This is a genomic window from Ensifer sp. NPDC090286, from assembly GCF_044769565.1.
Lineage (GTDB): Bacteria > Pseudomonadota > Alphaproteobacteria > Rhizobiales > Rhizobiaceae > Ensifer.
In genome coordinates, this window is the sequence record NZ_JBIVYF010000007.1 from 293,505 (window position 1) to 313,917 (window position 20,413).

Sequence of the window (20,413 nt, forward strand, 5' to 3'; positions counted from 1 at the left end):
GAATGATCTAAACCAATAAAACGGGAGTCAGACCATGAACATCGCAACCAAGACAGTCGACGTGACCAAGGAAGCCGCAGCGCTTCTCGAAAAGATGGGCGTCGCCAAGGAACTCTACACCGGCGGCGACATGCCGTCCTTCAGCCCGGTTACCGGCGAAAAGATCGGCAACCTCAAGACGGTTTCGGCTGCTGAAGCTGCCGCCAAGATCGAAAAGGCCCATGAAGCCTTCAAGGCCTGGCGCCTGGTTCCGGCGCCGAAGCGCGGCGAACTGATCCGCCTGCTCGGCGAAGAATTGCGCGCCTTCAAGGCCGACCTCGGCCGGCTGGTTTCGATCGAAGCCGGCAAGATCACCTCCGAAGGCCTCGGCGAAGTCCAGGAAATGATCGACATCTGCGATTTCGCCGTCGGCCTTTCCCGCCAGCTCTACGGCCTGACGATCGCCACCGAGCGTCCCGGCCACCGCATGATGGAAACCTGGCACCCGCTCGGCGTCGTTGGCGTCATCTCCGCCTTCAACTTCCCGGTCGCCGTCTGGTCGTGGAACGCGGCACTTGCCATCGTCTGCGGCAACTCCGTCGTCTGGAAGCCGTCTGAAAAGACCCCGCTTACGGCGCTCGCCTCGCAGGCGATCTTCGAGCGCGCGCTTGCCCGCTTCGGCGATGCGCCGGAAGGCCTGTCGCAGGTCCTGATCGGCGACCGCACCGTCGGTGAAGTTCTCGTCGACAACCCGAAGGTACCGCTCGTTTCGGCAACCGGCTCGACCCGCATGGGCCGCGACGTCGGCCCGCGCCTTGCCAAGCGCTTCGCCCGCGCGATCCTCGAACTCGGCGGCAACAATGCCGGCATCGTCTGCCCGTCTGCCGATCTCGACATGGCGCTGCGCGCCATCGCCTTCGGCGCCATGGGCACCGCCGGCCAGCGTTGCACCACCATGCGCCGCCTGTTCGTGCATGAAAGCGTCTACGACCAGCTCGTTCCGCGCCTGAAGAAGGCCTACGGTTCGGTCTCGGTCGGCAACCCGCTGGAAACGACGGCCCTCGTTGGCCCGCTCGTCGACAAGGCTGCCTTCGACGGCATGCAGAAGGCAATCGCTGAAGCCAAGTCGCATGGCGGCACCGTCACCGGCGGCGAGCGCGTCGAACTCGGCTACGACAACGGCTACTACGCCAAGCCGGCGATGGTCGAAATGCCCAAGCAGGCCGGCCCAGTTCTCGAAGAAACCTTCGCGCCGATCCTCTACGTCATGAAGTACAGCGACTTCGACGCCGTCGTTGCCGAACACAATGCGGTCGCAGCCGGCCTGTCCTCGTCGATCTTCACCCGTGACATGCAGGAAGCGGAACTCTTCCTGGCCGTCGACGGCTCGGATTGCGGCATTGCAAACGTCAACATCGGCACCTCCGGCGCCGAAATCGGTGGCGCCTTCGGCGGTGAGAAGGAAACCGGCGGCGGCCGCGAATCCGGTTCGGACTCGTGGAAGGCCTACATGCGCCGTGCCACCAACACGGTAAACTATTCGAAGGCTCTGCCGCTGGCGCAGGGCGTGTCGTTCGACATCGAATAATCGGCGCACCCAGGTAGGTAGAGACCATGACCATCAACGCAACGGTCAAGGAGGCGGGCTTTGAGCCCGCCTCGCGGATCTCCTCGATAGGAGTGTCCGAAATCCTCAAGATCGGCGCCCGCGCGCAAGCCATGAAGCGCGAAGGCAAGCCGGTGATCATCCTCGGTGCGGGCGAGCCGGATTTCGACACGCCCGACTTCGTCAAGGACGCCGCCTGCGAGGCGATCAAGCGCGGCGACACCAAATACACCGCGCTCGACGGCACGCCGGAGCTGAAGAAGGCGATCCGCGAGAAATTCCAGCGTGAGAACGGCCTCGCCTACGAGCAGGACGAGATCACGGTTTCGACCGGCGCCAAGCAGATCCTGTTCAACGCCATGATGGCGTCGATCAATCCCGGCGACGAAGTAGTCATCCCGACGCCCTACTGGACCTCCTACTCGGATATCGTCCAGATTTGCGAAGGCAAGCCGGTGCTGATCCCCTGCGACGCGGCCTCCGGCTTCCGGCTGACCGCCGACAAGCTCGAAGCGGCGATCACGCCGAAGACGCGCTGGGTGCTCCTGAATTCGCCCTCGAACCCCTCGGGCGCCGCCTACAGTGCGGACGACTACCGGCCGCTGCTCGACGTGCTTCTCAAGCATCCGCATGTGTGGCTGCTGGTCGACGACATGTACGAGCACATCGTCTATGACGGCTTCCGCTTCGTCACCCCGGCCCAGCTGGAACCCCGGCTCAAGGACCGCACGCTCACGGTCAACGGCGTCTCCAAGGCCTATGCCATGACCGGCTGGCGCATCGGCTATGCCGGTGGCCCGCGCGATCTGATCAAGGCGATGGCCGTGGTCCAGAGCCAGGCGACCTCCTGCCCCTCCTCCGTCAGCCAGGCCGCTTCCGTTGCCGCGCTGACCGGCCCGCAGGAATTTCTCAAGGAACGCACCGCCAGCTTCCAGCGCCGCCGCGATCTCGTCGTCAACGGCCTCAACACCATCGATGGTCTCGATTGCCGCGTTCCGGAAGGTGCCTTCTACACCTTCTCCGGCTGCGCCGGCATGCTCGGCAAGGTCACGCCTTCGGGCAAGACGATCGCAACGGATACGGACTTCTGCGCCTACCTGCTCGACGACGCCCATGTCGCCGTCGTTCCAGGCTCGGCCTTCGGTCTCTCGCCGTTCTTCCGCATCTCCTATGCGACCTCGGAAGTGGAACTGAAGGAAGCGCTCACGCGCATCGCAATCGCCTGCGCGCGGCTTTCGTGACGAACTCCGGACGGCGCATCGGCGCCGTCCGCCCTCAAAACGTCGGCGGCGTGCAGGCGCTGATCACCTCGCAGGGCACCGGCCCGACGCAGCGAAAGCGATGCGGTCGCCGGCTTTCGAAATAATAGGCATCCCCTGGCCCGAGAATCCGCCGCTCGTCATCGACGGTGACCTCGATGCGGCCCGACAGCACGATGCCCCCTTCTTCGCCGTCATGCACCAGCGGCACCTTTCCGGTATCGGCGCCCGGCTGGTAGACCTCTTTCAGGATCTGCAGGCTGCGGCCGAAGAGGTTTTCGCCGATCTGGCGATAGGAAATCGGCCCCTTGCCGATCTCGACAAGTTCCTCCGCCGCATAAAAGGCCTTGCGCGGTTTCTCTGGCTCGAAGGAGAAGAATTCCGCCAGCCCGATCGGTATGCCATCGAGAATGCGCTTCAGCGCGCCGACGGACGGGTTGGACGCGTTCGACTCGATCAGCGAGATCGTCGAGTTGGTAACGCCAGCGCGCTTGGCGAGTTCACGCTGCGACAGATTGTGCATCAGTCTGAGGTGCCGAAGCCGGTTTCCGATATCGACGGTCATATGATCCGAACCTTGGTGTTCAGGTTGTTCGAAATATCGCAAACACGCCGAAACAGCGTGACGTATTTCAATGACTTAACTGACAGCAGAAAAGGACTTGTTTGGCAAATCAAATCATGGCGTCAATCGCCAACCTCAGGAGGATGCCATGAACCAGCACACCAAGCCCAACGCCCCCGTTCTCGACAGCTATTGGATGCCGTTTACCGCCAACCGGCAGTTCAAGCAGGCGCCGCGCCTGCTCGCCTCGGCCGAGGGCATGCACTACACCAGCACCGATGGCCGCACGATCCTTGACGGCACCGCCGGGCTCTGGTGTGTGAATGCCGGCCATGGCCGCCGTCAGATCGCCGCTGCCGTCGAGCGCCAGCTGTCGACGATGGATTTCGCCCCCTCTTTCCAGATGGGCCACCCGATCGCCTTCGACTTTGCCGAACGCCTGGCCGAGATCGCACCGGGCCCCGAGGGACAGAAGCTCGATCGCGTCTTCTTCACCGGCTCCGGCTCGGAATCGGTCGACACGGCGCTGAAGATCGCGATCGCCTATCAGCGCGCCATCGGACAGGGCACCCGCACGCGCCTCATCGGCCGCGAGCGCGGTTATCACGGTGTCGGCTTCGGCGGCATTTCGGTCGGCGGTATCCTCAACAACCGCCGCGTCTTCCCGCAGCTTCCCGGCTCCGACCACCTGCGCCACACCCACGACCCCGCCAAGAACGCCTTTGTTAAGGGCCAGCCCGAGCACGGCGCCGAGCTTGCCGACGATCTCGAGCGGCTGGTGGCGCTACACGGCGCCGAAACCATCGCCGCCTGCATCGTCGAGCCTGTCGCCGGCTCGACCGGCGTACTCATCCCGCCGAAGGGCTATCTCGAGCGCCTGCGCGCGATCTGCGACAAGCACGGCATCCTCCTGATCTTCGACGAGGTCATCACCGGCTTCGGTCGTCTGGGTGCGGCCTTCGCCACCGACTTCTTCGCTGTAACCCCTGATATGGTGACGGCAGCCAAGGGCCTCACCAACGGCGCGATCCCGATGGGCGCGGTCTTTGCCAGCCGCAAGGTGCATGACGCGCTGATGCACGGTCCGGAAAACGCGATCGAGCTTTTCCACGGCTACACTTATTCCGGCCATCCGGCCGCCTGCGCCGCCGGTATCGCGACGCTCGACATCTACCGCGACGAGGGCCTGATGACCCGCGCCGTCGAGCTCCAGGACGCCTGGCACGACGCGATGCATTCGCTGAAGGGCCTGCCGAATGTCATCGACATCCGCACGATCGGCCTGATCGCCGGCATCGAGCTGCAGTCGCGCGACGGCGCCATCGGTGCCCGCGCCTATGACGTCTTCGTCGATTGCTTCGAAAAGGGCCTGCTGATCCGCGTCACCGGCGACATCATCGCCTTCTCGCCGCCGCTGATTGCCGAAGAGAAGCATTTCGGCGAGATCGTCTCGATCCTCGGCGATGCGCTGAAGCGCGCCAAGTAAGTCCAAGCAGAGCAAGCCAAAAGCAACGCCGCCGCCGAAGATCTCGGCGGCGGCGTTGTCATTTCGGGTGCAGTGCTGAATCCGGCTAACGTCTCGACAAATGAGCCGCACCCTAGCGGATCAACAGCGCCCGGAAATCGTTGACGTTGGTGCCGGTCGGACCCGGTACGAACAGGTCGCCGCTCGCCGAAAAGGCCGACCAGGCGTCGTGACGGGCGAGATGAAGCCGCGGGTCGATATTCGCTGCCCGCATGCGTGCGATGCTCTGCCCGTCTGCAAAAGCTCCGGCATTGTCTTCTGAACCGTCGATGCCATCCGTATCGGCGGCAAGTGCATCGATGCCCGCAACACCGTCGATGTCGAGCGCCAGCGACAGCAGGAATTCACTGTTACGCCCGCCCTTGCCATAATCCTTGCCGGAGATCGTCACCGTCGTTTCGCCGCCGGATAAAAGCACCACCGGCTTGTCGAAGGGACGACTCCGAAGCGCCACTTCGCGAGCAAGGGCCGCGTGCATGCGGCCGATGTCGCGTGCTTCGCCTTCGATCGCATCGGAGAGGATGCGCGCCTCGACACCCAGTTCCCGCGCCTTGGCCGCGGCCGCTTCCAATGAGACGCTTGCCGACGCGATAACGTGGCACGCATGCCCGGCAAATCGCGGATCGTCGGGAGCAGGTGCGGCAGCCGCCTCCGAGCGCAGATGGGCGATGACGCCACCCGGCAATTCCATGCGGTAGCGATCAACAATCTCGAGCGCCTCCGCCGCCGTACTCCGATCCGGAACCGTCGGCCCCGAGGCGACGAAGGCCGGGTTATCGCCCGGCACGTCGGACACCACCAAACTAACGACGCGGGCCGGTGCAGCCGCCGCGGCAAGCCGCCCGCCCTTAATCCGCGACACGTGCTTGCGCACGACGTTCATCGCCGAGATCGGCGCGCCAGAGGCCAGCAGCGCTTTGTTGACGGCGATCTCATCGGCGAGCGTCAGGCCCTCCGGCGGCGCCGGCAGCAGCGCCGAGCCGCCACCGGAGATCAGGGCAATGACGAGGTCGTCCGCCGTCAGACCTGCAACCGCCTTCAGCAACGCATCCGATGCGGCAAGCCCCGCCTCATCCGGCACCGGATGGGCCGACTGCAGCACAGTGATCATCTCGCACGGCTCGACCGGCCCATGACGGGCGACGACCGTGCCGCTGAAGGGGTGCTTCCAGAGTTTCTCGAAAGCGGCCGCCATCTGGCTTGCCGCCTTGCCGGCGCCGACCACCACGGTCCGCCCTTTCGGCGGCTCGGGCAGATGCGCCTTGATCGCCTCATAGGGATCGGCGGCTCGAACGGCCGCCTCGAAAAGCTCTGTCAGGAAGGGGCGCGCGTCGATCATGCTATCGCTCAGTCGGCGATTTCGAGGTCGTAGACGAAGATGCCGGCAACGCCGCCCTCAGCGGCCGCCACGATCTTGGCGCCGGTCTTGCGGTGCTCCTCGTCCTCGAGATAGGCGTCGCGCGCCGCCGCATCGGTGAAATCGACGATGAAGCCCAGTCCGTGCCCCTTGTCCATACCCGCTTCCGGGCTGACATTGCCGCCGACATGGGCCGCCATGAAGCCTGGCAGCCGTGACTTCAGCGCGACGATCTCGTCGAAGATCGCCACCTTTTCCTCCTCAGTGATTTCGGGGCGGAAGCGGATGAAGACGCAATGGCGGATCATGGGGACCTCAACGGATATCGGCGCGGGCGCGCGGGCGGCTGTCGTTGCGTTCGTGGGCGAAGATCGCCGGCGGCAGGGGCTGGCGCTCGCGGATGATATCGGCGCCCTTTTCCCCCATCATGATCGTCGGCCCATTGGTGTTGCAAGAGGGAACGCGCGGCATCACCGAGCTGTCGCAGACGCGAAGGCCTTCGAGTCCGCACACCTTCAGGTCCAGCCCAACCACGGCCGAGGCGTCCGTGCCCATCTTGCAGGTGCCGACAGGGTGATGGTCGGTCTTGGCGTTGGCGCAGCCGTATTCGAAGAACTGCTCATCGCTCATGACCGAGTTGCCCGGCAGGCGCTCCGCCAGCACGAAGGGCTTCAGTGCTGCCTGCTGCATGATTTCGCGGGCGATCTTCAAGCCCTCGATCGACATCTTGCGGTCGTGCGGATCCTCCCAATAATTGGGATCGATCAGCGGTGCTGCCGCCGGATCGGAGGACTTGAGCCGCACGGTTCCGCGCGAACGCGGGTGCAGATAGGCGGAATTCAGCGTCACACCCGCATTCTTCAGCTTCTCGACGCCCGCCTCGATGCCGGAGCCGAGACCGAGATGGAACTGGATGTCCGGGGAGCGGGCATTGGGATCGGCGTACCAGAAACCGCCGGTCTCAAACAGCGAGGATGCGACCGGGCCTGAGCGGAAGAGCACGTACTGCAATCCAGCCCATAGCGTACGATGGAGTTTCGCCACACCGTCATAAGTGTGGTCGCCGGTGCATTCCGAGATCACGAAGAGATCGAGATGATCCTGCAGATTGCCGCCGACGCCGGGCAGGTCGTGTTTGACTGAGACGCCCACTGATTTCAGGTGATCGGCCGGCCCGATGCCGGACTGCAAAAGCAGCTTCGGCGAGCCGATGGCACCCGAGGTGACCAGCACCTCGCGATCCGCCCGAATGATCTCGCTGCCCTTGGCCGTAACGACTTCGACGCCGACGGCGCGGGTGCCTTCAAGCACGATCCGGGCGACGCGTGCGCCGGTGCGGACCGTCAGGTTGCGCCTATCCTTGATCGGCGAGAGATAGGCAAGCGATGCGCTCGATCGGCGGCGATTGCGCTGGGTGAGCTGGTAGAAGCCGACGCCCGCCTGCTGGCGGCCGTTGAAATCGTGGTTGTAGGGAATGCCGAGTTCCTGTCCGGCGCGGATATAGGCGTCGCAGATCGGCAGCGCCGCCGTGGGCATGGAGACGCCGAGCGGCCCGCCATAGGCGTGGTAATCGTCGGCAAAACGCTGGTTGTCTTCCGAGCGTTTGAAATAGGGAAGCACACTGCGATAGTCCCAGCCGCTGCAGCCGTCCTCGGACGCCCAGAGGTCGTAGTCGGCAGCGTTGCCACGGGTATAGAGCTGGGCATTGATCGACGAGCCGCCGCCGATCACCTTGGCCTGGGTATAGCGCAGCACCCTGCCCTTCATGTGCTTCTGCGGCACCGTCTCCCAACCCCAGCTGGCGACGCCCTTGGTCATCTTGGCAAAGCCCGCCGGCATGTGAAACAGCGGGTTCCAGTCGCCGCCACCGGCTTCCAGCAGCAGCACGCGAACCGATGGGTCCTCGGAGAGGCGATTGGCGAGAACGCAGCCGGCCGGGCCGGCGCCGGTGATGATGTAGTCGTAGCTCATTCCCTGTCTTCCTCCGCCGCCGTCAATTTGGAACGTTCCAAATTTTCGACGTGTTCAACTCAAACCCTGCCCGCTTGCGAGCCTCAAAAGTCCTGCCTGTTCCTAGAGACGGCCGATCGACAGCCCGCCATCCGCCTGGATGACCGAGCCGGTGGCAAAGGCGAATTTGCCGCCGGCAAGCCCGGCCGCGATATTGCCGATATCGTCGGGCTCGCCCCAGCGCCGCATCGGCACCAGTCCGCCATCGATCAAGCCATCGTATTTCGCCGAGACGCCGGCGGTCATGTCGGAGCGAATGATGCCCGGACGGATCTCGAACACCGAAATGCCGGTATTGGCAAGCCTAAGCGCCAGACCCTGGCTGAAGGCGGCAAGCCCGGCCTTGGTCATGCAATAGTCAAGCCGCTCCGGCGAGGTCATCGTCGCCGAAACCGAGGTGATGTTGATGATCGAGCGCGGCGTCCGGTCTGCCGGGTCGGTCAGCATGGAAACGAGCACGGCCTGGGTGAAGAACACCGTACCGCGCAGATTGGTGGCGACGATCGTGTCGAAATTTTCCGGCAGCATATCCAGGAAATCACCCCGCACCACCGAGGCAATGCCGGCATTGTTGACGAGGCAGCGGATCGGGCCGAGCTCGGCGCGGACGCGCTCGACCGTCGCCGCATGACCGCCGACATCGGCGAGATTCGCCTCAATGTAGATGGCCCGCCCGTGCTCACCGGAGAGTTCCGATAGCGTCTGGGCGGTCGTCGCGTCTGCCGCACCCAGGCCGGTAAGCGCAATGTCGAAGCCCTCGCGGGCGAGCGCGCGGGCAACGCCGAGACCGATGCCGCGGCGGCCGCCGGTGACGATGGCGACGGGACGCGTCGGTAACGTCATGAGCGGATCTCCTTCGCAAGGATATGGTCGGCGACCCTGAGCGCCTGGGCGGCAACGGTGAGCGCCGGGTTGACGGCGGCCGATGTCGGCAGGCAGCCGGCGTCGACAACAAAGAGGTTCGGGTGGTCGAAGGCGCGGCAATAGACGTCGAGCGGCGCGTCCTTTGGGTCCTGGCCCATCCGCACCGTCCCGCACTGATGCGACGGCGTGCGCTTGTCGAAGGGCTGAGAGAGCACGATCGGATAGCCGGCCGCCTTGAAATGGGCGCGCATCTTCGCTTCGAGGCTGGAAAGCGCCTCCATGTTGGAGCGCCGCCATTGCATGATGATGCCCTTGCCGTCGACCATGATGCGGCTTTCCGGGTTCGGCAGGTCCTCGGTCATCATGTACCAGTCGACCGCATGACCGGCCATGAAATCGAAGGCAAACCGGGGCGCCCAGACGGGCGCGTTGGCCTTCAGGATGTCGGCGTTGATCTTGCCGAGAAGCTGGACATTGCCGAGCGGTAGGCCGTCCCTGCCGCCGGTCAGGTAATAGTCGTTCAGCATCAGCGTCTTCTGGTAGACGCTGTCGTTGCGCTTGAACGGGTTGATCGCGAGCATGGCGCTGCAATTGTGGTTCATGAAGTTGCGGCCGACCTGGTCGGAGGCGTTGGCGAGCCCCTTGCCGTCGCCGGAGCGCAAGAGGATGGCAGCGGAATTGATCGCGCCCGCCGACAGGATCACCAGCTTCGGCGACAGCTTCTTCTTCTCGCCTCTGTGGGTGTAGTGGATCGCCTCGATCCGCCCGCCTGGGCCGGCCTCCAGCGTGTCGACATGGGCCGACGTGATCAGCTCGATGTTGGGGTCCTTGAGCGCCGAGGCGAGCGGTGCGGTCTCGGCATCCATCTTGCCCTTGCTGGTGTTCGGGAACCCATCCCAGGGCGTGCGCCCGCCGGCAAGCCACGTGTCGATGTCGACGCCGAGCGGCAAGGTCGCCGGGTGCAGGCCCTGCGCCTTCAGCTCAGTGCGCGCACGCGCAATCGCCGGCTCGTCCGGCACCGGGCCGAAGGCATAAGGGGAACTGTGGAACGGCTCCGTCGGGTCGTCGCCGAGTTCGCCGCGCACCTCGAACAGTCGCTCGGCCTTGCCGTACCACGGCTCCAGTTCCTCGTAGGGGAAGGGCCATGCCGGCGAAACGCCGCCAAGATGCTGCATCTCGGTGAAATCTTCGGCCCGGCAGCGCAAGAGTACGGCGCCGAAGAGCTTGGAGTTGCCGCCGACGAAATAGAAGTTTCCCGGATTGAACTCGGTGCCGTCAGGTTCACGCCACATCTCCCTGGGGCGGAAATGACCCTTGACGAAGATCGAACTGTAGCTGCGCGCTTCCGGCGTATTGGGCAAGCGCTCGCCGCGCTCGAGGATGGCGATGCGGGCGCCGGAGCCGGCAAGCCCCGCCGCAAGCGTGGAGCCGCCGATCCCCGACCCGATGATGACGATGTCCGGCTGCTCCTGCATGATCGATTACGCGATCCGCTGCTGGCTCTGCGGGTCGAAGAACACCGCCTTGTCGAGGTTGAAGGCGAGCCGCGAGGTCTGACCGGCAGCAATGCGGGCATCGGCCCTGAGCCGGGCAACGATCTCCTTGCCGCCGAGACGCGTGACCGCGAACGTGTCGGAACCGGCCGGCTCGACCACCTCGATCAGGCATTCGCCCTCGGCAACCACCTTGGCATTGCGGTCGGCGCCATCTGGGTCGGTCAGCGCCTCCGGACGGATGCCGAAGACCACGTCCTTGCCGGCATAGGCCGAGAGCGCACCGTTGGCCTGCGGCACCGCGAGTTTCAGCGGCTCGGCATTCGGGCGCGCCAGCGCCACGGCGATGTCAGCGCCGCTCTTCTCGATGCGCGCAGTCAAAAGGTTCATCGCCGGCGAGCCCATAAAGTCGGCGACGAACATGTTGGCCGGGTTGTTGTAGATCTCGGCCGGCGTGCCGAACTGCTGCAGCACGCCGTCCTTCAGAACGGCAATCTTGGTCGCCAGCGTCATCGCCTCGATCTGGTCGTGGGTGACGTAGACGATCGTCGTCTTCATGCGGTTGTGCAGCCGCTTGATTTCGGTGCGCATGTCGACGCGCAGCTTGGCATCGAGGTTGGACAGCGGCTCGTCGAACAGGAACACCTGCGGGTTGCGCACCAGTGCGCGGCCCATGGCGACACGCTGGCGCTGGCCGCCGGAGAGCTGGCTCGGCTTGCGGTCGAGCAGATGGCCGATCTGCAGCATGTCCGCCACCTGCTTGATCGCCTTCTCGCGCTCGTCCTTCGGCACGCCGCGGATTTCCATGCCGAAGGCGATGTTTCCGGCGACCGTCATGTTCGGGTAGAGCGCGTAGGACTGGAACACCATGGCGATGTCACGCTTCGACGGATGCAGATCGGCGACCGAGCGGCCGTTGATGGCGATCTCGCCCGAAGTGATCGGCTCAAGCCCGGCTATCGTGTTCAGAAGCGTGGACTTGCCGCAGCCCGAAGGACCGACGAGCACCAGGAATCCGCCCTTTTCGATCTCCAGGTTGATGTCCTTCAGGATCTCGAGCGAGCCATAGGATTTGCGCAGGTTGCTGATTTTCAAGAAAGACATGAGCTTATCCTTTCACGGCGCCCGACATCAGGCCGCGAACGAAGTAGCGGCCGGACACGATGTAGACGATGAGCGTTGGCAGGGCGGCGAGGATCGCGCCTGCGAAGTGAACGTTGTATTCCTTGACGCCTGTCGAGGACGAAACGAGGTTGTTGAGCGCGACCGTCATCGGCGTCGAATAGGGACCCGAGAAGGATGCCCCGAACAGGAAGTCGTTCCAGATGTTGGTGAACTGCCAGATGACCGAGACGACGATGATCGGACCGGAAGACGGCAGAAGGATGCGCCAGAAGATCTGGAAGAAGCTGGCTCCGTCGATCTGCGCTGCGCGCACCAGCTCGGTCGGGAAGGCCTCGTAGTAGTTGCGGAAATAGAGCGTCGTGAAGCCGAGGCCGTAGATCACGTGGACGAAAATCAGGCCCCAAATCGAACCGGCGAGCCCCAGGATCCCAAGGATGCGCGCCATCGGGATCAGCACGATCTGAAACGGGATGAAGCAGGATAGAAGCAGCATGGCGAAGAAGATGTTGGCACCGGGAAAGCGCCACTTCGTCAACACGTAGCCGTTCAGCGCACCGATGATCGTCGAGATCGCCACGGCCGGTACGACCATCAGGATCGAATTGATGAAGAAGGGTTTGAGACCCGTCGGCTGCACGCCGATCTGTGCCGTCGACCAGGCTTGAAGCCAGGGTTCGAGCGTAAAGGTCTGCGGCAGGTTGAGCATGCCGCCCTGGCGGATCTCGTCGAGCGGCTTCACCGAGTTCACCAGCATCACGTAGAGCGGCAGCAGCGAATAGAGCGCAAAGAGGATCAGCGCGGTGTAGATCAACGCGCGGGTGAGGCGGTTGTGCGAGATGATGTTGTCTGGGCTCGGAGCGCTCATCAGCGTTTTGCTCCCCGGATTTCGGAATAGAGATAGGGAACGATGATCGAGAAGATCATCACCAGCATGATGATCGCCGAGGACGCGCCGATGCCCATCTGGTTGCGGGTGAAGGTGTAGGAATACATGAAGGTCGCCGGCAGCTCGGTCGCCTGGCCGGGGCCGCCACCGGTGAGCGCGATGATCAGGTCGTAGGCCTTGATCGCCAGATGCGCGAGCACGACGAAAGCCGAGAGGAACACCGGCCGCATCAAGGGAATGATGATCCGGCGATAGATCGTCGAGGTCTTGGCGCCGTCGATCTGGGCCGCCTTGATGATCTCGTTGTCGACGCCGCGAAGACCGGCCAGGAACATCGCCATGATGAAGCCGGTCGACTGCCAGACGGCGGCGATGACGACGCAGTAGATCGCGTAGTTGCGGTCCTTGATCCAGTTGAACGAGAAACTCTCCCAGCCCCAGAGATGCATGGTGTTCTCAAGGCCGATGCCGGGATCGAGGAACCACTTCCAGGCAGTGCCGGTCACGATGAAGGAAAGCGCCATCGGATAGAGATAGATCGGCCGCAGGAACCCTTCAGCGCGGATCTTCTGGTCGAGCAGGATCGCCAGCCCGAGGCCAAGCACCGAGCAGATGGCGATATAGAGCGCGGCGAAGATCGCCAGGTTGCTCACCGCCCGCCACCAGTGTGGCAGCGCCCACAGCTTCGTATAGTTGCTCAAACCGACGAAATTGTAGGACGGCAGCATCTTGCTGTCCGTCATCGACAGAAAGCCGGTATAGGCAATGAAACCATAGACAAAGATCAGGACGATGAGGAAGCTCGGGGCAAGCACCAGCTTCGGTATCAGGTCCTGCAGGCGACTGCGGCTATCCATGAACGTTCACCACTTCTGGCGCGGCCGTCGGGCACAACCCTGATATCGGCATCCGCGCGAGGTTCTGGGTATCAAAGCGCCCCTCCCCGCGTCCTATTGGCCACGGTGGTTCGACGGCGCTTGCATGTCGGAATGGGGTGTCCGGGGCGCCTAGCAGCACCGCGTGTCTCGCAAGACACGCTAAGGTCGCTGCAACACCTAAGTTGCTGCATAATTTTGTCCTTAAATCCATGCGGATCTAAGGAATTATGCAGTACGCGCCCCGGAGCGAGCCCGTTACTTCGCGGCCTCGACGGCCGAGACCAGTTCCTTGACGGCCTCTTCGGACGTCAGTTCGCCATTGAACTCACGCGTCACGACGTCGTAGATCGCGTTCTTGACGGCAGCCGGATTGGCATGGCCATGGGCCATGGAGCCGAAGAGCTTGCCGTTGGTGTTGGCTTCCGCCAGGTCCTTGATGCCCTTCTTGCCGCAGGCGTCGAAGTCTGTATCCGGAACGTCAGTGCGCGCCGGAACCGAGCCCTTGACCACGTTGAAGGCCGACTGGAAGGTCGGGCTTTCGATCGCCGAAGCCATGGCGAGCTGCGCCGGAACCTTGTCGTCGGCAACCTTGAACATCGCGAACTGGTCGGAGTTGAAGGTCACGGAGCCTTGCGTGCCCGGGAAGCGCATGCAGACGAAATCGGTGCCCGGCACCTTCTTCGCCTTCAGGAACTCGCCCTTAGCCCAGTCGCCCATGAACTGCAGGCCGGCCTTGTTCTCGATGACCATGGCGGAAGCGAGGTTCCAGTCACGGCCCGAGAAGTTGTCGTCGACATAGGAGCGCAGCTTCGTCATGCGATCGAAAGCTTCCTTCATCTTGTCGCCGCCGAGCGCTGCCGGGTCGAGATCGATGAAAGCCTGCTTGTAGAAGTCCGTGCCGAGCGAAAGCACGACGGCGTCGAAGATCGTCGCATCCTGCCACGGCTGACCACCATGGGCGATCGGCGTGATGCCCTGAGCCTTGAAGTTGTCGAGCAGGGCAACCAGTTCGTCCCAGTTGGTCGGCTCCTTGCCGCCAGCCTTGTCGAGGGCGGCCTTGTTGATCCAGACCCAGTTGGTCGAATGCACGTTGACCGGTGCTGCGATCCAGTGGCCGTCATACTTCGAGAACTGCTGCAGGGCGGTCGGGATCACCTTGTCCCAGCCTTCCTTGGAAGCGGTCTCGTCGAGGTTGCCGAGTGCGCCTTCCTTGGCCCAGTCGAGAATGTCGAAGCCGAGCATCTGCACGGCGGTCGGAGCGTTGCCTGCGGTGACGCGCGCGCGCAGCACCGTCATGGCTTCCGTACCGCCACCACCGGCGACCGGCATGTCGGTCCAGGTGATGCCCTTGCTTTCCAGGTCCTTCTTCAGAACGTCGAGTGCGGCGGCTTCGCCACCGGATGTCCACCAGTGCAGAACTTCCACATTTTCGGCTGCGCGCGCGGCGGTGGCCGCCATCATCAGCGCCACAACGGCCGTCGTCGTCATCAACTTGCGCATCGTTTTCCTCCCGTTTGCAAGTTAACGAGGCGGAACCTCCTCCACCCCGGAATTCGCGCCGCTCAAGCCAGCGGCTGGCCATTTAAAACGTTATAAATTCAGCAAGTCAAGCATTCCGCCATTTTGTACTTTAGCACCTTCGGAACCGTTTGAATTTACTGAATTATATAGCTCACATTAGCTATTGCAGTGCAGCAATCCATGCCGCGATGCGAGATTTAAAACGTTTGCATGATTCGATTGCCTAAGCGTTCGCGCCACGTTACAAAACCCGCTCTTGCCCGCTCTCAGGATGACTCGCATTGGCCGATCCCTCCAAACCCGCCCACCACGAAGACAGCGGCGCCACCGTCAAGCGCGGCAAGCCGACCCTTCGCACGATCGCGGAAATCACCGGCCTTGCGGTCACCACCGTCTCGCGCGCGCTCTCCGATGCGCCGCAGATCTCCATCGAGACCCGAAAGCGGGTGCGCGAGGTCGCCGACGAGATCGGCTATTCGCCCGACCGCGCCGCCCAGCGCCTGAAGACCGGCCGCACCAATGTCATCGGCGTGCTGCTCGATCCGCACGAAGAAATCCTCGGTTATGGCACCTCGATCATGAGCGGCATCGCCAAGGCGTTGCAGGGCACCGCCTACCACCTGATCGTCATGCCGAATTTCCTGAATTCGACCAATGTCGAAGCGGTCAACTACATCACCCGCAACGCGATGGCCGACGGACTGATCTTCTCGCGCACTGAACCGCTCGATCCCCGCGTCCGATTGCTGTCCGATCTCGGCTTTCCCTTCGTCACCCATGGGCGCACGGAGCTTTCCACCCCACATCCCTATGTCGACTACGACAACTTCACCTTCTCCTACCAGGCGACGAAGCGGCTGATCGCCAAGGGCAGGCGCAAGCCCGCGCTGATCAGCGGGCCGGCGGACTTCACCTTTGCCGGCCACCTGCAGCACGGCTTCATGACCGCCGTGCGCGAGGCCGGTTGCGCCTACGAGATCCTCTCCGGCATCGACCTCGACAGCCCCGCAGGCGCGATCCGCGACCGTGTGCGCCAGCGCTATGCCGAGCCCGATCCGCCGGATAGTTTCATGTGCGGCGGGGAGGTCTGTGCGCTGGCGACCATCACCGGCATGAGCGATTGCGGCCTGACGCTTGGACGCGAATACGACATCATCGCCAAGCAGACCTCGCATCTCCTGAGCGCCATCCAGCCGCAGGTCGAAACCATCTACGAGGACCTGACGGCGACCGGCGAGGACATGGGCCGGGTGCTCCTGCAGAAGATCGGCGGCGAGAGCGACGTCAGCAAGCTGCAGCTGCTGCTCTGTCCGCAGATCCCATCGAGCTTCGGCACGGCCGGCTGAGCGGGCGAACACGGCGCGCAAGGCGGCGCCATGTGACGCTGCCTCCTGCCCCAATGTTCTCCCCGTCGTCCGCATGTCCTCTCCTCCCCTGTTTCAGCCTTAGCGCGGCATCCACCAGCCGGTACGCGGCCCCATATGCATGTTGAGCGTCTTCGTCTCAGTGTAGTCCTCGACCGAATGCCGGCCGAGTTCACGGCCGAGGCCGGACTGGCGGTAGCCGCCAAAGGGTAGTTCCGAAGCACCGTCCATGAAGGTGTTCATCCAGATGGTGCCGGCACGCACGCGGCGGCCGATCGTCAGGCAGGTGTCGAAGTCGCGGCTCCAGACCCCGGCCGAAAGGCCGTAGTCGATCGCATTGGCGATGCGGATCGCCTCTTCCGTCGTCTCGAAGGTCAGCACCGAAAGTACCGGCCCAAACACTTCCTCGCGCGCCACCGCCATATCCGGCCGCACGGCCGAAAGGATCGTCGGCGCCATGAACTGACCCATGCCGAGATCGAGCGCCGTGCCGCCATGGGCGACCGCTGCACCGTCCCGGGAAGCGGCAGAAACATAGCCGGCGATCTTTTCCAGATGCTGCGGCGTGATGATCGCACCGACCTGAGTTTCCGGATCGAGCGGGTCGCCGACCTTGACCTTGGCCGAGAGCTCGGCAATGCGGCGCGTCACCTCGTCGGCGATATCGCGATGCAGGATCAGCCGCGAGCCGGCATTGCAGCATTCGCCGGCATTGAAGTAGGCGCCGAACACTGCGGCATCGATGAACTCGTCGAGATTGGCATCCGGAAAGACGATCTGCGGGTTCTTGCCGCCGAGCTCCAGAGACACTTTCTTCAGCGTCTGTGCCGCATTGGCCATGGTCAGGCGGCCGACGCCGGTCGAGCCGGTGAAGGACACCATGTCGACATCAGGATGCGTCGTCATCGGCGCGCCGACCTCCGGCCCCGTGCCGGTGATGATGTTGACGACACCGGCGGGGACGCCGGCGGCTTCGAGGATTTCACCGAGCAGTAGCGTCGAAGCCGAGGTCAGTTCCGACGGCTTGACGACCGTGGTGCAACCCGCTGCAAGCGCAAAGGGCAGCTTCTGGCTGACGATCAGGAACGGGAAATTCCAGGGCGTGATGATCGAGACGACGCCGATCGCCTCGCGCAAGACGACGCCAAGCGTGCCGTCGCCGAGCGTGTTGTAGCTCTCGCCATGCAAGTCGCGAGCAAGGGCCGCCGCATAACGCCAGATATCGGCGGCACCGCCGAGTTCGCCCTTGGCCTGGCTGATCGGCTTGCCGGATTCGATCGCGTCGAGATAGGCAAGTTCGTCGGCGCGCTCGGCAATGATGTCGGCGGCACGCAGCAGCACCAGCGAACGCTGCGAGGCGGTCATGCGCGGCCAGGTGCCCTCGTCGAAGGCGCGGCGTGCGGCGGCAATCGCCTTTTCGGCATCGGCCTTGGTGCCCGCCTGATAACGGCTGACGACAACGCCATGGCCCGGCGCCACGCGCTCAATCGTGCGCCCTTCGGCGCTGTCCACCCATTTGCCGTCGATCAGCATCTGGAAGGCGCGGACCTTGTGGCCTTCGATCGGCTTGGGTTTCACGAGCACGGTCATTACCATTCTCCCTTGAATTGGGCTTCACGCTTCTCGGTGAAGGCGGCGACGCCTTCCTTGAGGTCGCCGGTCTTGGCGACGAGGATCGAGCCGAGTGCCTCGACCGCAGATCCGTTGTCTTCGCCATTCGCCGAAGCGAGCATCAGTTTGGAAATCTCGAGCGCCGCAGGCCCGCGTTTGGCGACACGCGCTGCGTAGTCGCGGGCGGCGGCAAGCACCGTTCCGGTCTCGACGACGACGTCGACCAAACCTTCAGTGCGAGCAGCCTCGGCGGTGAACATCTCGCCGCCAAGAACCATGCGCCTGACGATCTGGGCGCCGAAGCGAGAGACGAGACGCTGCGTGCCCGACCAGCCGGGCACCATGCCAAGGCTCGTCTCCGGCAGGCCGATCTTGATCTGTATTTCTGCAAGGCGGACATCGGCAGCCGCCGCAAGCTCCAGCCCACCACCGAGCGCGTGGCCGTTGAGGGCCGCGATGACAGGCATGCGCAGGGTCGCCAGCCGCTCGAACACGCGGTGACCGAAACGCACCCAGTCATGCCCGAATTCAGGCGCATCCATGCCGCCCCACGCCTTGATGTCGCCACCGGCCGAAAACGCCTTGCCCTCGCCGGTCAGGATGACGACGCGCACGTTGCGATCAGCCTCGACCGTGTCGCAGGCGGCTGCCAGCGCCTTCAGCATGTCGATGTCGAAGGCGTTGAGCTTATCCGGACGGGCAACCGTCATGGTCGCGATCGGCCCATCGACCTCGATGCGAATACGACCCTCAGCCACGACCGCCTCCCTGAAGCCGGCGCGCCGGCTTTTTCGGCAGCTCCAATCCGATCAACGCCTCCTGGAACAGGGCAGCATCCATCGTCTTCAGCCTGTCGGAAACGATCAGCGGGAATTCCGACTGGTCGAGAATATGCGCCTGCAGATCGACCCCCGGAGCGATCTCGGTCAGCATCACACCCTCGGGCGTCAGCTTCATTACGCAGCGTTCGGTCACATAGGTGATGTCCTGGCCCTGCTCGATACCGCGACGGCCGGAGAAGGTGACGTGTTCAACCTCGTTGACCAGCTTCTTCAGCTTGCCTTCCTTCTCGATCACCAGCCTGCCGTCGGCGATCGAAAGCTTGGCACCGGCGTTGAACATGCCGGAAAAGACGATCTTCTTTGCGCGTGCGGTGATGTCGACGAAGCCGCCGGCACCGGCCGTCACATGCGGGCGGAAGGAGAGTTTCGAGACGTTGACCGAGCCGTTGCGGTCGATCTCGAGGAACGAAAGCAGCGAGGCATCGAAGCCCGCCCCCTGGAAGTAGGTGAACTGGTAGGGCGAGGGCATGAAGGCATCGGCATTGGAAGCGCAGCCGAAGGCAAAGTCGAGAAGCGGCACGCCGCCGACCGCACCCTGCTCGATCACCCAGGTGACCGCACCATGCAGGCCCTCTTCGAGCAGGATGCGCGGCACATTGGCCGAAATGCCGAAGCCCAGATTGACGGCGCTGCCGGCTTGCAGTTCCTGCGCCACGCGGCGGGCAATCACCTTCTGGATATTGAATTCTGGCACCCGGAAGCTGTCGAGCGGCCGGAAGATCTCGCCGGAGATCGCCGGATCGTAGAGCGTCTGGGTTGTCTGCTTCTGGTCGGGGTCGACGATGACGTAATCCACCAGCACGCCCGGCACACGCACGTCATGCGGCTTCAACGAACCTTCCTTGGTGATGCGCTTGACCTGAGCAATGACGATGCCGCCATTGTTGCGGGCGGCGAGCGCCTGGTCGAGCCCGCCGAGATAGGCGCCCTCGTGCTCATAGGTGAGGTTGCCGCGCTCGTCGGCCGTCGTCGCGCGGATGATCGCCACCTGCGGCGCGATCGCCTTGAAGTAGAGCCAGTCCTCGCCTTCGAACGAGACCTTCTTCACTACGGGCTCAGCTGCGGCCGAAGCGTTCATGGCGCAGCCTTCGCGCGACGGATCGACGAAGGTGTCGAGGCCGACCTTGGTCATCACGCCCGGGCGCTTGGCTGCCGCTTCACGGTGCATGTCGAAGAGAATGCCGGACGGCACGTTGTAGGCGGCCACTTCGTTGGCGCCGATCATCTGCCAGATCAGTGGCGGTTCGGCACTCGACGGACCGGAGGGATAGGAGCCGCCGATGATCTTCTTCAGCAGACCTTTCTTGGCGATGTAATCGACACCCTTGATGCCGCTCATGTCGCCGGCGGCAATCGGGTGCAGTGTCGTCAGGTCGCGCGGATGGCCGGTCGTCTCGAACCGCTCGCCGATCGCCTTCAGCATCAGGTCCGGGCAGCCGAGTCCGCTGGACGAGGAGACGGAAACGACGGCGCCATCCGGGATCAGGGCGGCCGCTTCGGCCGGCGAGATATGCTTGCTCATCGACAT

Annotated in this window: 17 protein-coding genes; 4 read left to right on the top strand and 13 right to left on the bottom strand. The window is 63.7% G+C overall.

Annotation, left to right across the window (positions count from 1 at the left end; genetic code table 11):
* Window positions 1-34 precede the first annotated feature (34 nt).
* Both ACIQUG_RS30310 and ACIQUG_RS30315 read left to right on the top strand, forming a co-directional pair.
* Window positions 35-1,567, top strand: coding sequence for an aldehyde dehydrogenase family protein (locus ACIQUG_RS30310; RefSeq protein ID WP_402325940.1), 1,533 nt, complete (start codon window positions 35-37; stop codon window positions 1,565-1,567).
* Between the two features lie 26 nt (window positions 1,568-1,593).
* Window positions 1,594-2,826 carry a pyridoxal phosphate-dependent aminotransferase gene (locus tag ACIQUG_RS30315; RefSeq protein ID WP_402325942.1) on the top strand — a complete coding sequence of 411 codons (1,233 nt, stop codon included), beginning with the start codon at window positions 1,594-1,596 and terminating at the stop codon, window positions 2,824-2,826.
* Between the two features lie 34 nt (window positions 2,827-2,860).
* Here ACIQUG_RS30315 and ACIQUG_RS30320 read toward each other — a convergent pair whose 3' ends face one another.
* Entirely contained in the window at window positions 2,861-3,409 is a 549-nt protein-coding gene (locus ACIQUG_RS30320) for a cupin domain-containing protein (RefSeq protein ID WP_192451086.1), read from the bottom strand.
* 148 nt (window positions 3,410-3,557) lie between these two features.
* On the opposite strand from ACIQUG_RS30320, the gene ACIQUG_RS30325 reads away from it, so the two are divergent.
* Window positions 3,558-4,895: an aspartate aminotransferase family protein gene (locus ACIQUG_RS30325; protein ID WP_402325944.1), complete on the top strand. Its 1,338-nt coding sequence runs from the start codon at window positions 3,558-3,560 to the stop codon at window positions 4,893-4,895.
* Window positions 4,896-5,007: 112 nt separating this feature from the next.
* On the opposite strand, the gene ACIQUG_RS30330 is transcribed toward ACIQUG_RS30325, so the two are convergent.
* The 9 genes from ACIQUG_RS30330 to ACIQUG_RS30370 form a co-directional block, all read right to left on the bottom strand.
* Complete coding sequence (locus tag ACIQUG_RS30330) at window positions 5,008-6,273, bottom strand: glycerate kinase (protein ID WP_402325945.1); 1,266 nt, start codon at window positions 6,271-6,273, stop codon at window positions 5,008-5,010.
* Window positions 6,274-6,281: 8 nt separating this feature from the next.
* On the bottom strand, window positions 6,282-6,599 hold the full coding sequence (locus tag ACIQUG_RS30335; protein WP_402325946.1) for a Dabb family protein: 318 nt from the start codon (window positions 6,597-6,599) through the stop codon (window positions 6,282-6,284).
* Window positions 6,600-6,606: 7 nt separating this feature from the next.
* The gene (locus tag ACIQUG_RS30340; RefSeq protein ID WP_402325947.1) at window positions 6,607-8,262 is read right to left on the bottom strand and encodes a GMC family oxidoreductase; all 1,656 of its coding nucleotides are present in this window, start codon (window positions 8,260-8,262) and stop codon (window positions 6,607-6,609) included.
* 102 nt (window positions 8,263-8,364) lie between these two features.
* Window positions 8,365-9,144 (bottom strand): 3-ketoacyl-ACP reductase, encoded by a 780-nt coding sequence (locus tag ACIQUG_RS30345; RefSeq protein WP_402325948.1) that lies wholly within the window; start codon window positions 9,142-9,144, stop codon window positions 8,365-8,367.
* Window positions 9,141-10,640: a GMC oxidoreductase gene (locus tag ACIQUG_RS30350; protein WP_402325949.1), complete on the bottom strand. Its 1,500-nt coding sequence runs from the start codon at window positions 10,638-10,640 to the stop codon at window positions 9,141-9,143. The genes ACIQUG_RS30345 and ACIQUG_RS30350 overlap by 4 nt, the downstream gene beginning before the upstream one ends.
* A 6-nt stretch (window positions 10,641-10,646) precedes the next feature.
* Window positions 10,647-11,762: an ABC transporter ATP-binding protein gene (locus ACIQUG_RS30355; RefSeq protein WP_402325950.1), complete on the bottom strand. Its 1,116-nt coding sequence runs from the start codon at window positions 11,760-11,762 to the stop codon at window positions 10,647-10,649.
* Between the two features lie 4 nt (window positions 11,763-11,766).
* A complete protein-coding gene (locus tag ACIQUG_RS30360) occupies window positions 11,767-12,648 on the bottom strand; it encodes a carbohydrate ABC transporter permease (protein ID WP_043625398.1) in 882 nt (293 codons plus the stop codon).
* Window positions 12,648-13,526 (bottom strand): carbohydrate ABC transporter permease, encoded by an 879-nt coding sequence (locus ACIQUG_RS30365; protein WP_043625400.1) that lies wholly within the window; start codon window positions 13,524-13,526, stop codon window positions 12,648-12,650. Before ACIQUG_RS30365 ends, ACIQUG_RS30360 begins: the two co-directional genes overlap by 1 nt.
* Window positions 13,527-13,802: 276 nt before the next feature.
* Complete coding sequence (locus tag ACIQUG_RS30370) at window positions 13,803-15,035, bottom strand: ABC transporter substrate-binding protein (RefSeq protein WP_370689582.1); 1,233 nt, start codon at window positions 15,033-15,035, stop codon at window positions 13,803-13,805.
* A gap of 314 nt (window positions 15,036-15,349) precedes the next feature.
* On the opposite strand from ACIQUG_RS30370, the gene ACIQUG_RS30375 reads away from it, so the two are divergent.
* Window positions 15,350-16,414 carry a LacI family transcriptional regulator gene (locus tag ACIQUG_RS30375; protein WP_402325951.1) on the top strand — a complete coding sequence of 355 codons (1,065 nt, stop codon included), beginning with the start codon at window positions 15,350-15,352 and terminating at the stop codon, window positions 16,412-16,414.
* 99 nt (window positions 16,415-16,513) lie between these two features.
* On the opposite strand, the gene ACIQUG_RS30380 is transcribed toward ACIQUG_RS30375, so the two are convergent.
* The 3 genes from ACIQUG_RS30380 to ACIQUG_RS30390 are packed head-to-tail and all read right to left on the bottom strand — an operon-like array spanning window position 16,514 to window position 20,413.
* The gene (locus ACIQUG_RS30380) at window positions 16,514-18,022 is read right to left on the bottom strand and encodes an aldehyde dehydrogenase family protein (protein ID WP_402325954.1); all 1,509 of its coding nucleotides are present in this window, start codon (window positions 18,020-18,022) and stop codon (window positions 16,514-16,516) included.
* The gene (locus tag ACIQUG_RS30385; protein ID WP_402325955.1) at window positions 18,022-18,801 is read right to left on the bottom strand and encodes an enoyl-CoA hydratase/isomerase family protein; all 780 of its coding nucleotides are present in this window, start codon (window positions 18,799-18,801) and stop codon (window positions 18,022-18,024) included. The genes ACIQUG_RS30380 and ACIQUG_RS30385 overlap by 1 nt, the downstream gene beginning before the upstream one ends.
* The gene (locus tag ACIQUG_RS30390; protein ID WP_402325956.1) at window positions 18,794-20,413 is read right to left on the bottom strand and encodes an acyl CoA:acetate/3-ketoacid CoA transferase; all 1,620 of its coding nucleotides are present in this window, start codon (window positions 20,411-20,413) and stop codon (window positions 18,794-18,796) included. The genes ACIQUG_RS30385 and ACIQUG_RS30390 overlap by 8 nt, the downstream gene beginning before the upstream one ends.

Coding starts and splice junctions, on each gene's coding strand:
- ACIQUG_RS30310 (WP_402325940.1), top strand. CDS start 35: ATGAACATCGCAACCAAGACAGTCGACGTGACCAAGGAAGCCGCAGCG.
- ACIQUG_RS30315 (WP_402325942.1), top strand. CDS start 1,594: ATGACCATCAACGCAACGGTCAAGGAGGCGGGCTTTGAGCCCGCCTCG.
- ACIQUG_RS30320 (WP_192451086.1), bottom strand. CDS start 3,409: ATGACCGTCGATATCGGAAACCGGCTTCGGCACCTCAGACTGATGCAC.
- ACIQUG_RS30325 (WP_402325944.1), top strand. CDS start 3,558: ATGAACCAGCACACCAAGCCCAACGCCCCCGTTCTCGACAGCTATTGG.
- ACIQUG_RS30330 (WP_402325945.1), bottom strand. CDS start 6,273: ATGATCGACGCGCGCCCCTTCCTGACAGAGCTTTTCGAGGCGGCCGTT.
- ACIQUG_RS30335 (WP_402325946.1), bottom strand. CDS start 6,599: ATGATCCGCCATTGCGTCTTCATCCGCTTCCGCCCCGAAATCACTGAG.
- ACIQUG_RS30340 (WP_402325947.1), bottom strand. CDS start 8,262: ATGAGCTACGACTACATCATCACCGGCGCCGGCCCGGCCGGCTGCGTT.
- ACIQUG_RS30345 (WP_402325948.1), bottom strand. CDS start 9,144: ATGACGTTACCGACGCGTCCCGTCGCCATCGTCACCGGCGGCCGCCGC.
- ACIQUG_RS30350 (WP_402325949.1), bottom strand. CDS start 10,640: ATGCAGGAGCAGCCGGACATCGTCATCATCGGGTCGGGGATCGGCGGC.
- ACIQUG_RS30355 (WP_402325950.1), bottom strand. CDS start 11,762: ATGTCTTTCTTGAAAATCAGCAACCTGCGCAAATCCTATGGCTCGCTC.
- ACIQUG_RS30360 (WP_043625398.1), bottom strand. CDS start 12,648: ATGAGCGCTCCGAGCCCAGACAACATCATCTCGCACAACCGCCTCACC.
- ACIQUG_RS30365 (WP_043625400.1), bottom strand. CDS start 13,526: ATGGATAGCCGCAGTCGCCTGCAGGACCTGATACCGAAGCTGGTGCTT.
- ACIQUG_RS30370 (WP_370689582.1), bottom strand. CDS start 15,035: ATGACGACGACGGCCGTTGTGGCGCTGATGATGGCGGCCACCGCCGCG.
- ACIQUG_RS30380 (WP_402325954.1), bottom strand. CDS start 18,022: ATGACCGTGCTCGTGAAACCCAAGCCGATCGAAGGCCACAAGGTCCGC.
- ACIQUG_RS30390 (WP_402325956.1), bottom strand. CDS start 20,413: ATGTCGATGAGCAAGCATATCTCGCCGGCCGAAGCGGCCGCCCTGATC.